Here is an 11,064-nt window from a genome sequence, read left to right on the forward strand (position 1 = left end):
TCTATGACGAGCCGGTCGTGTATCGAACGAATCGGATCAGTCAAATGGCCTTCAAGACGGTCGAAAGCATTCTTCAGCCCGACCCGCGCTTCGCGGATCTCTGTGTCGTCGAGAACGGCGTAGCTCGCCGAATGACGCTCGCGGATCATCATGGGACGCTGGCAAGCGTCGGCCTTACAGGCGCCGCGCCGGCGGAAGTAGTGGCGGCTTTCGATCGCGCTCGAAACACCATCATCTACGCCTTCTTCGATTACGATCTCTTTGTGGTGGGGGAAATGCAGGCATTCGGCGCTTTCGAACTGGCGCTGAAACATCTGCTCAACGGCAATGGCGGCACCGCTCGCGGCACGCTGCGCAATCTCGTCGACAGGGCAAGGAAGGCTGGCGTCCTACCGCCACTCGCACCCGGCGCCAACGCGCTTTCCGACCCGATCGAAGCCCTGATCGCCCTGCGAAACGGCCTATCACACGGCGCCTCCGACATTCACTCGCCCGGGATGGCGCTCAGCGTGGTGGAGGCGTGTGCATCTTGGATAGATCACGTCTATCCGTCGCCGCAGTAGCGGCTCACGCGCTCACCAGCTGCTTCAAATTCTGGAGGATCGTGTCCCCCATTGCCGTGGGCGAAAGATTGCGTGCCGCCGCCAGCTCCGCCACTGTCGTTACGACGTCACGCGGTCTGAGGGGATGCCCTTCGCTCTGGACAAACGGACCGTCCGTTTCCGTCAACAGCCGTTCAAGCGGCAGGTCGCCGACTAACTGTCTGTGTTTGGGAGATCGCAGCATCTCGCCATTGATCGAGAAATAGCAACCCAGAGCCACCGCTCGGCGCGCTTCTGCTGGCGTACCCGTAAACCAATGTAGGACGACGCGACCACGGTCCGGCGGCAGCGCACCTTCGATATGGTTGAGCACTTTGCTCACCGCACGGACGCTGTGAACGGTCAGAATCTTGCCGCCCTGCTCTGCGCAGGCGCGCAGGACGCGTTCAAACACCCGCTCCTGCGCCGGGAAACTGCGATAGAAACGAGGCCCGGCGTCCAAGCCTATTTCGCCCACATACCGCGCATCCGGCAGATAACGCTCGAAAATCGGCAATTCATTCTCGCGTTCGGCGACAAGCTGCGGATGAAGCCCCAATGCTATGCGAACATGCGCCGACTTCGACGCCAGTTCCCGGTTTCGTGGCCAAGCCTTCGGTGTCGTAGTGACAGCGAGCGTCGCCACGCGTTCCCGATCGCATTCAGCAATGAGAGCCGCATGCTCCTTGTAGAGGTCGACGTGACAATGGAAATCGACCCAGCGCGGCGCTGACTGTTTCGATGGCGTCGTCATAGCGGGCGAGCCTGAACATCTTTCAGGAGCCTACCCACCTCCTGCAGGCCAGCAACATAGACGGCCTCGTAGTCGGCGAGTTTATCGAGATGGTCGATCAGAGGGCCGGGCCGATGAATGTCGAACCGTGCCCGACCGGGCTTTCGCACCAGCCGAGATAGTGCGAGCTGGAAGGAGCGAACATGCTCGCCCTCCGCCTTGTTGGTATCGAGGACTTGGGCTCGAAGGTCGACGATTCGGTATGGTGTGTCGTCCGTGCCCCAGCCCTCCAGAATCGCGGCGCGCCGGATGAGACAGGGCACACAACGCCCGCAATGCTTCGGCGTTCGTTGACTGGGGTCGGGATCGTAGCGGCGACTTCCCGGTGATGAGCACGACATAGTGTGCTTCGCCTCTTTCCGAAGGAAAGGGATATCGGCGCATCCCTTTGCCATTTGGCCCTTCGTCATAAACGCATAGGGATTTTCCAATCGGACGCTGAGGCCGAGGCCTTTGAGCAGGTCCCCAAAACGCGCCATGTAGAACGGGTGAGTGGTGCGAGTGCTAAGCGCACCGAGCCTGAGCGGGTCCAACGGCACGTTGAGCGAAATGAGGCCGTTCTCCGGCACATGCACAACCATGTCGCCGCCGATCGCGTCCGCCGCCATGACAGCCAGCGCGAAGAAGAGAAACGATCGCCCTCGCAACGTGTCCTCTACGGTGGAGTGTTCCACCGTATCGGTCGGGAACCCGACCCTCGCCCTGATGTGATGAAGCGTCGTTCCGTTGAAGTGGCGCTTTAGGACGTCGCCGCAATATGCCTGATGTGTACTGGTGATGCCGTCCCAGTAGTGGCTCACCAACATCGGCGCCTCACCGCGCGCGAGCAGGTCGATCGCGCCAATAAAACTGTCCAATCCGCCGGAGAACAGGCAGACCGTTGTGGGCGTCGCCGTGCGCAACTTGGTCGGCTTCGGCGCCAAATCGCGCGTGCCGGCTGCACGAGGACGGAAATACACGTCCCAACGGTCGCCGGTCAGGAAATTCAAAGTCGTCACGATCAGCGGTGCCAACTGGTGCCAGCGGGCGGCGTCATATACCGGCAAGTGGAGGTCGATCTCCCGCGTCCAGGCATCCTGTGCGTCAGCGGCGCGGGAGATGCGTGTGTCAGCGGCGGTGATCGCCGCAGCCAGCAACGCCAGATCGACCGCGGTTTCGGACGGGCGGAGGCCAAGCTCGCAAAGCTGGTCCAAAGCCTGGCCGAGCCCATAGCTAAGCCGAAATTCGCCATCGACGAAGTTGATCTCCGTCTCGTGCGTATCCACGCGGCTAGGGGCGATTTTGATGCTGTCTCCAGGGCCGAGCCGACCAATGATCGTGTGGTGTCTCATGCGGCGGCCTCCCCGGCGACGGCGATCAACTCAAACGCCGTCTCGTAAATCTGGTTGACCACGGTCTCGACTTCGCGGTCCGACAACCGCTCCAGGCCGTCGAGCCTCCCAGAGAATTGACCCCGGGTTGCACCTTCGACGAAGTCGTGAAGTTGCGCTTGGGCGCTTTCCACCGCTGCAATGTCGTCCGGCAAGGTGATACCTCTGCTCCCCAGGTCCGCCATGACTCGTCCCTCGATCGAGCGGGATATGAAATCTAGGAAGACGTCCTGAAGCTGATCCGGCGTGAGGGTGTCGAAGCTGCCCACCCCGGCTTCTGCCAGATCACCGATGGTCTCGAGCATCGCTTGACGGGCAATCGCGTCATCGACAGCGCCGCCCGGCGGACAAATGAATTCCAAGATGGCGACGAAGACATCGGCAGCGGGCTGCGCTGCCAACCCCGCCAAGTTGAGCTGACGAAGCGTTTCGGTCGGCCCGATACGTTGGAAGTCCCGAACGACACCGAGCAATCCGCTGGCGGTCGCTCGGGATGCTCCCATCCGTCGCGCGGCCCGTCGGGCTCCGCCAGTGCTGTTACGCACGTAGCTCGACAGCGCACTGCCAAGCGCGCTGCGGCTGCCTGTCCTTGCGAAGCGCGTGAAGTTACCCCTGGCACTGCCCAGACTGCCAGTGCCCTGCGTATCTGGACGTGGCGGAGTGCGCGGAGTCGCCGGTTGGGGTGAGGCGGGGCTGGTTGGAGCGCCAGGTGTGCCCGGAGCCGCTGGCGTCGTTCCCGGAGGTCTGGGTTGGGTGGGTGGCGCCGGGTCATCCACAAAAGATGGAACAAGGCCGCTCGACGGGCCGCCGTAGCCTTTTGACGTGCCCATCCGATTAACTCCGCTGCAGCTTGCTAATGCCCTGCGCGGCCTTTTGCAGTACCGCGTTATCGGCCTGCTCAGCCCACGAGCGCAGCGTCGCTTGGAACTCTGCCGCGATGCCGGTGTCCGTGAAGCAAGCCCCCCAACTGGAAGCCGCCCAGCTCCCGATCTTCGCCACGGGCAACTCTCGGATGAATTCCAAGAGCCGACGTTGTAGCGTCGGATGTGCCTCAACCAGTCGCACGAGGCCGTCCACCCCCTTTGGCTTGGCGGTGAAGTTATCGTCCTGGAGAATACGGCCGCGGATAGCCTCAAAGACCTCCTCTGGTTCCGGTCCCGTGAGCTTTATGATCTCGCTCGCTGCGCCACGAACCATCAACGTCGGCCCCATCAGCTTCTCGACAAGGCCTTCCAGGTGACTTGCCGCGGCCAACCCGCCCAACGAGCTACGTTTGTCGCGCGTGACGAACACGTATGGTCGTAGGTCGACGCCCGTCAGCGGCGGGTCGATTGCTGCCCAGCCTTTCGCCCACTCGTTCTTCTCCCATTCGGCGGCTTCGGCCGAAAGCGGTGCCGGTGTAGATCGCGAGGCCCTGCGTCCGCTCTTGCCGGCGGGTTTCTCGTCATCTTCCTCCGCGTCGGGCGCCCTCACATGCTCCTCAAAACGACGAAGCGCCTCGGGTTGGCCATCGGAGTGGTTGGCTGCGAGCCGTGCGAGCTGTTCGTAGAAATCCGGATAGAACCTCTCAGCCAGCATGACCTTGGCCAACACCGGGCGCTGAATGTCGGCGCCGAAGCCGCGCTCCTCAGCGATCGCGTGGCGCAGCATCATGGAATTAAGGAAGCGTTTGACCTGGCGAGGATTGCCGCGCGTGCCCTCGCTCAAAATCTTCGTGACGTGTGCGCTGATGACGAGCGCCTGATCGACCTCGGGCGGCATGGTGCCGCCCATTGCTTGCTCAACGGTCCGCCGATCGAGACCGCGGCTCTTCCACGGCCGTCGCATGTCCTCGCGCGCCGATTTGAGCAAGGCCAGGAAGCGCGGATCAGCTGAGCCAAGCGCGTTCTCCGCGAGCAGCAGCGTTATGTATACGCGCGTCTCGGCAACGCCGAGTGCAGGAATTCGGAATGGAACTTGGATCAATTTCTCCAGATAGTTGCGCGCGTAGCTGACTGGGCCGGAGCTCGGTGGCAGATCCGGGAAATGTTCACGTACCGAATACTCGATCATCAACTCGTCGGCGCCGATCACGAACGCGGTACGTTCGACGAACAGGAAGAGGCGGATCGCTTCGAGGGTCGCAATCGCCGTCTTCGGCAAGCACCGATCGAGATCGTCCACGATGACGACGAGCTGATCTATGTCGGCGGCGTCGAGAAGCTCTTTGAACTCCTCGCGGAAGGCATGGATGTGCTCGGGAAGGTTATCGCTGTCGTCCGGCGCGTCCTTGATGAACTCGCCTGCCTTGTCAGCAAGCCCCTTCAGATCCTCCTTCGAGATATGGTCCTGCGGCTTTTCCAGGAACGACGTCGCGATGTCATAGAGGCCCTTGACCTGATCGAACGTCGGGATGCCGGTCGCGGCGGTGAAGGCGAAACCGCCGGCCTTGCGGGCGAGCTTCAGCCAATCCACACGTTTCAACACCTTCTTCGCGGCGTCAGCCACCTTCTTCGACATCGGGCGGGCGCGACGAAGTTCGTCGACGATGGTTTCGATGACGACGGTTTTTGCGTCCTCGAAGCCCTCGAAAGTCCAACCGTTGAACCAGAGGCATAGGACGCGCTTGTCATCCTTGAAGGTGTCCTCCAGCATCTTGAGAACACTCGACTTGCCAGCACCCCAGTCACCATGGACACCGATTGTGACCGGCGCGTCGGGCGTCTTTCGGATCAGATTGACGACTGTCTTTGCAATCGCCTCGTAATAGAGGAGATCGGTCGCCGTCTCCTGATCGTTCAAAAACATGATCCCCCCTTCGGCTACACCATGCGGGCTCTTAGCCGACGCTCGTCGATTCTTCTCGCCATCATCATTTATCGCTCCAACCGCACGCGCAACCTGCGCGCGCGTTCCTGGAAGGCTCCTTCACCACCTTCGAGTATGTCGCAGACGGCCTTCCTGATTTCTGCGTTCTCAAGTCCGCCCGATCGATATGAAATCGGCGGTAGGGAGCCGTGCGGATGCGGGCCGGCTTCGGCAATGATGATCTGATCGGCGTCGGTGTTGATGACGAGGTTCGCGTTGTGCGTGACCATGATCACTTGTCGATGGGCCTTAGCATCGATGAAGAGCTGCACCAGCTCGTCGAAGACCGACTTGGGATCAAGGTTCTCTTCTGGCTGGTCGATCACCAGCGGCCGGTTGTCGCTGTCGTCCAGCGCCAGGTAGAGAAGCAAAAGTACGATACCGCGGGTGCCGGGCGAAAGCTTGCGGATGTCGACGCCATCGTAGTCGATGCCGTAGCGGATCGAGATGTGATCCGTGCTGAAGAGCCACTGGGCGAAGCGCTTCGACCAGGCTCGGAATTCTGCCTGATCAGTATGCGCGACAGGAGAATGATCAAGCAGGTCCTTTTGGTAGAGGCGTCGGAACTCGGCCATAGCGGCAATGACGGCTGCGGAATCGCCGGTTTCCCACGCACCCTTGAGCACCTCATTTGCTCTCTGCAACAACGTGCCCTTCCCCCGGAAGGCCCCGGCCTTTCGGAGGTCGATAAGGCCGTCTTCGGCCTCGGTCGCCCACTGCTCCACATTGGCCACGCGTGTGACCGAGAACGAAAGCTTCCTCAACGTGCCTGACGCCGCAGCAAGTCGGGCCATCAGGGGCGCGTACAAATCCTCCAAAACCGACTGCTCCGCGACGAGGGCGTCGAAGGCTCTGCCATAGGCTTCTTCGCGCTCTGTCTGCAGATCGCGGGCGCGGTCTCTGGCGCCCTTCGCGTCGGCGAGCTTGTCATTCAGCGTCTGAAGCGCCGCCGTCTCGGTCGCGATGCTGCCCGAAAGCGCGGTGTACCGGCGCTGTGTTTCCTTGTCGGCGCTAACGAGCTTTTCGAGCCGTGCCATTTCCGCCTCGAGGACGGCCTGCGGCAGCGTGCCGAGGTTGGCGTCGTCGGGGAAGTACGGCTTATTCGGGTCGTCGGGCGTCGGGGTCGTGCCCTTGAGTTCGGCGATCTTGCCGTCGACCCACTTCACATAGTCGACGAGATCGTTGTCGACCGGACCCTTGTAATCCAGCAAGAAGGCGGCCCATTGTTCTGAGGACATACCGCTGTGCGCATGGCGCGCTTGGGCTTGCCGCAGCGCCTCGGGCGCTTGGTTGCGGCGCAAATCCTTCACCTCGTCCTGCATCGCCAGAAAGGTTTGTCGCTGGCCCGCGAACTGTCGCAGCTTCGTTCGGATCTGATTGGCGGCCCCCGCCAATTCCGTGTGGCGCTGTGCTCGCTTCTCGCTACCTGCCGAAACGAGTTTCGCGCGGTCGGCCGTGTAGGCCTCGACCAGTTTCTTTTTCTGCGCCGCCTGCGCCTCGTAGGTCGCAGCCAGCTTTTCCTTCTCCAGCTCGGTGCCGATGCGTTCTGAAATATGCGAAACGGCTTCGGCTTCACGATCGCGAGCAAGCCGATGTCGCGATGCACGGTGTTCGAGCAGCTCGCTGAAATCCAGCGTGCCGTCCCGCGCGTCATCTGCGTGCGCCTCGAAGATCACGCGTTCGATCTCGCGCAGCAACCCGTCCGTCAGGCCGCTCGATGAGCACAGCTCTTCGACAAACTGCTGCGACAGGTAGCGTACACGTTCATAGCTGTAGGGGCCGTTGGCGTCCGAACCGTCGAGCGCCCGCGTGCTCGGCTCGCCTGCTGCCCAGCTCACCTTGACCTTCGCCTCGCCGACAAGGGGGCGAGCGCGCACAAGGAAGGACGGATTGGCCCATTCCTCCGCACGCCAGGCCTCGTCGGAGATGGAATCGCAACCGGCCGCGATCATATCAGCCAGCGCAGTCTTGCCCGAGCCGCGTGCGCCGATGATGGCGACAAGGCCCGGGTTGAGAGGAATGAGCGGTGTCGTCATCCACGGAGCGTCAAGGATGCGGACTTCCGAGATTACCTGGGAAGGCGTGGCCGACGCCGGCGGCTCGGCGCCGACATGCGCGCGCCCGCTAGGATCGATGCATGCCTGTCGGAGAGCGTCGAACTCCAATCCGCCCTTAATCCAGGAGAAGCGATCCCCAAACGGAGACGCCACATCGTCGAGCTTGTGTGCGTCGCTTCCGTGCAGGCAGGGCTTGAGCCCCCCATACCGGGCTCGAATTTCATCAGGACCGAGATCCCGGTGGCCGAGCCAGAATTCGCGTTGCGCGGGGCTCCCTGCGAATATCACATCGGCGAAACTCTCGATTTCACGTCGGATCGTCTGATCCGCAGCTTCCCGCACGCCCGATGTGCCGTCTGTCACACCGCCGGCCACAGCGATCAGGATGTTCTTCTTGGCCCACCCGCTGCCGGCAAAGACCTCCCGCAATTGCTGGAAATTGACCTTGAACTGGTTGGCTCCATAGCTCAACGCCGCACGTTCGTCGGTGATTTTAGGGTCGGCCTTTTTGCCAAGTCGGATGAGATCCGCGCGCGTGCAGTCGAAGTGATCCTGCATGACGCTGAAGCGCAGACGCGACAGGAGCCGTCGCAGTTCTTCGATATGCTGCGCGTCCTCCGGACTGACAAACAGGTGGAGATTGACGAAGCCGCCCTTCGCCGTTGCCACATCGAGCCTTAGTTCCACGTTCGGAAAGATCAGATTGGCGCGCGGCAATCGCCCTGCTGCCTTATGCCGGAGCACCTCCTCGTAGGTGTCGGTCACATAGTAGTCGGTAACCGCGATGGCCTCGATGACCGGCGTGGCTTGTTCAAGTGCAGTCAGATAATCGTTCCAAGCGCTCGGCCCGTTGAACTGGTTGTTCATGACCGTGCCTGGCGCGTGAATATGCGGCTCCCACCTCCGCCATTCCGATCCCCTGTCCAGCATGCCCCCAGTCTCCCGTTCTTGTTGTTATTGGCCGACGTCGTTCGCACGCGCGGCGACACCCGCGCACCGGTCGATGAGTGCGTCGAATGGTTCGGCTTCTTCCAACAGCAAGCCGTCTTCGATCATCTGGCCGTAATCCTTCGCCAGCGCTGCGAGGGCATCACCCTTCGGTACAAGCCGAAGGTCTCCATTCACGGCGGCTTCGTAGTCAATCGCAGCACCATCCACAGCCTTCTCTGCGAAGAACATGCCCTTGTGGCGCGCAACGGCATGAGCGAGATCGCGATCGGTCACGGCGCTCGCAACGATCCCGGCTTCGTCAAGTCGAACGACATCGTGCCAGTGGCGGGCGAAGCGTTCGCCACGAAGCCGTTCCTGCAGGCAGAAGACGTGCATGGCCGTCGCCTTCTCCCAGAAGGTACGCTCGGCATGCATCACCCGCGGTCGCGCCGTTGGAAATTCCACGCCCTCGATCAGCCCTGCGGCGTCGCACACGACATCGCGCGGGCTGGCTGGCTCGCCGGTCGAGCGGGCGCCGAACTCCAGCATCACGCTCGGAGCCACATAGCCCGATCCCGCAGCGGTCGCCTCATAGTCGACGAACAGCTTGTCGCTTTCGACCCTGAGCGTCGCGGGCAGCGATTGCGCGTCGATGGCGCCGGCAAGGAGAGGCCGGACCGTTCCGTCAACCCACTCGGGCAGGCGGTGCCGGACGGCTTTCGACCACCGTTTCTCCTCGCTCCGGTTTTTCGGCAAGGCCTCGCCGTTCTCGCCCACCAGATCGGGGGCGATGGCGCGAATGTCGTAGGTGAGATCCACATCCTCGGAAAACCGCCGGATGACGTGATACGCCTTCGACAGCGACGTGCCGCCCTTGAACACGAGATGCTCACCGAGGTCGGACCCGAACAGCGTCGCGAGGGTCCAGACGACCCACACATCCTTCTCCAGCAGATGGAGCGGGCGGCCGGATCGATCGGCGGCGACGGCCAAGGCCTCGCGCCGATCATCCGCCGACAATGTGAGGAAGGCCTCAGCCATGCGCGACCTTGCCCACCGTCCTGGCGAGCCAGCTCGGAAGCTGGGGCGCGGCCGCGACAAGTTCGCCGAACGTGGAAGACGGCAGCTTGCGCTTCAACGCCTTCAAGGCAGCTTCCGCCTTCTCCGGCCCTAGCCAGGCGAGCGCACGCACCGCCTGTCCGGCTGGCCGATCGGCCAGCGCCAACTGCCAGCGCGGCGCATGCCGCAACTCGACGACCTGCTGGCCCAGATTCATCGTCCGGCTGCGGCCCGATGTCAGATAGACCGACCGGACCGGCACCTGGGTCGTGAGGCCGAGCGCATTGGCGGCGGCGGCGCCATTCGACACGATGACTTCGCCGCGCTGGAGCGCGAGGGCTTCGACGGCCTTCTCGACGGATGGTGCCCGAACGCCGAACCGGCTCGAAACTGGGCGCAGATAGACGCCGCGCCCGGCGCGCATCAGCCGGCCACGTTCAACCAGTCGCGACAATGCCTGGTCCACCGCGGCGCGATTGCCGAGATGGAGCAGGCTCTTCGCCGCGATCGGAGCGCCCTCGGGCAAGCCTTCGGTATGCGCCAGAATTTGTTCGGTCAGTCGCTGCACGGCCAATCTCCTGTCAGAAATATAAGCAGTTTTCTGACAGTTTTCAACCAAGCTGCGACATGGCCCGGATCAGGCCTCAAGGATGGCTGGCACATAATCGAACGCCGACGGTTCGGCGTTATGCTGCAATCTGATTGCTGCAAGCCGCCTACGCCGCCGTTGTGGCCGAAGCCGCGGCGCAAAACCCCTGAAAGGAGACGGAATCATGCCGAAGTTCATCACGATCGGATATGGCGACGAGGCCGGCTACGAGCGCACGCCGCGTCCCGTCAGGGACGCCGCTCATGCCCAGGACGCGAGGCTGCGGTCCGAAGGCGCGGTGATGGGGATCGCCGGCGTGCCGGTGCAGGTCCGCAATCCGGAAGCGCGTGGCATGGAAACCCGCGATGGACCGTTCATGTCGTCCGCATTGCCGATTGCCGGCTTCGCCATCATCGAGGCAGCCGACCTGGCCGAGGCCATCGAGAAGGTGTCGCGCGTGCCTTGCGCTGTAGCGCATGGCGTCGTTGAAGTCTGGCCGTTGAACGAGACACCCTGATTGTCGCCGCAGCCAGTGAGCAAGGCGCGAGGGCCGTGTCGCCGAACTGCCGCCAGCCCAGAATCCCGGTCGCTTGGGAGTCAGTCGCCCGCTGATTGGGAATGACGTGGCCGCAATCTGGGAGGCCGGGAGGGAAAGCCTTCCCCTGCGGCCGAGCCCAGGGTCTCGGCCGACCCCTTCTGCGGGGAGACCCCCAGGCTGTGCAGAAACTCAGCGAGGACTCGATGCGGCCGCGATGACGCAAACCGAATAGAGCGGGGTTCTCAGCCCCGCGACATCAGCGCTCCGGTTCCGAAGGCGTTCGAAGCGCGGATAATGTTG

The 11,064-nt window shown here is 62.6% G+C and carries 9 protein-coding genes; 2 read left to right on the forward strand and 7 right to left on the reverse strand.

What is annotated here, in order from left to right:
• The first annotated feature begins 44 nt into the window (after positions 1-44).
• Positions 45-563, forward strand: a complete 519-nt coding sequence (locus ACS3WB_RS11475) for a hypothetical protein (RefSeq protein ID WP_438275685.1) — start codon at positions 45-47, stop codon at positions 561-563.
• Positions 564-567: 4 nt separating this feature from the next.
• Here the strand turns inward: ACS3WB_RS11475 and qatD are convergent, their stop codons facing one another.
• From qatD to ACS3WB_RS11510, 7 genes are all read right to left on the reverse strand, one after another.
• Positions 568-1,335 (reverse strand): Qat anti-phage system TatD family nuclease QatD, encoded by a 768-nt coding sequence (gene qatD / locus ACS3WB_RS11480; protein WP_438275686.1) that lies wholly within the window; start codon positions 1,333-1,335, stop codon positions 568-570.
• Positions 1,332-2,705, reverse strand: coding sequence for a Qat anti-phage system QueC-like protein QatC (gene qatC / locus ACS3WB_RS11485; protein ID WP_438275687.1), 1,374 nt, complete (start codon positions 2,703-2,705; stop codon positions 1,332-1,334). The genes qatD and qatC overlap by 4 nt, the downstream gene beginning before the upstream one ends.
• Positions 2,702-3,574, reverse strand: coding sequence for a Qat anti-phage system associated protein QatB (qatB, locus tag ACS3WB_RS11490; RefSeq protein ID WP_438275688.1), 873 nt, complete (start codon positions 3,572-3,574; stop codon positions 2,702-2,704). Before qatB ends, qatC begins: the two co-directional genes overlap by 4 nt.
• Positions 3,575-3,578: 4 nt before the next feature.
• Positions 3,579-5,525: a Qat anti-phage system ATPase QatA gene (qatA, locus tag ACS3WB_RS11495; protein WP_438275689.1), complete on the reverse strand. Its 1,947-nt coding sequence runs from the start codon at positions 5,523-5,525 to the stop codon at positions 3,579-3,581.
• A 74-nt stretch (positions 5,526-5,599) separates the two neighbouring features.
• Complete coding sequence (locus ACS3WB_RS11500; protein ID WP_438275690.1) at positions 5,600-8,578, reverse strand: TrlF family AAA-like ATPase; 2,979 nt, start codon at positions 8,576-8,578, stop codon at positions 5,600-5,602.
• Positions 8,579-8,602: 24 nt separating this feature from the next.
• Positions 8,603-9,619: a nucleotidyl transferase AbiEii/AbiGii toxin family protein gene (locus ACS3WB_RS11505; protein WP_438275691.1), complete on the reverse strand. Its 1,017-nt coding sequence runs from the start codon at positions 9,617-9,619 to the stop codon at positions 8,603-8,605.
• Positions 9,612-10,205, reverse strand: a complete 594-nt coding sequence (locus tag ACS3WB_RS11510) for a DUF6088 family protein (protein WP_438275692.1) — start codon at positions 10,203-10,205, stop codon at positions 9,612-9,614. Before ACS3WB_RS11510 ends, ACS3WB_RS11505 begins: the two co-directional genes overlap by 8 nt.
• 205 nt (positions 10,206-10,410) lie before the next feature.
• Between ACS3WB_RS11510 and ACS3WB_RS11515 the strand changes: the two genes are divergently transcribed.
• Complete coding sequence (locus ACS3WB_RS11515) at positions 10,411-10,743, forward strand: YciI family protein (RefSeq protein ID WP_438275693.1); 333 nt, start codon at positions 10,411-10,413, stop codon at positions 10,741-10,743.
• The last annotated feature ends 321 nt before the right edge of the window (positions 10,744-11,064 follow it).

Origin of the sequence: Nitrobacter sp., assembly GCF_051535215.1 — a bacterium.
Taxonomy (GTDB): Bacteria; Pseudomonadota; Alphaproteobacteria; order Rhizobiales; family Xanthobacteraceae; genus Nitrobacter.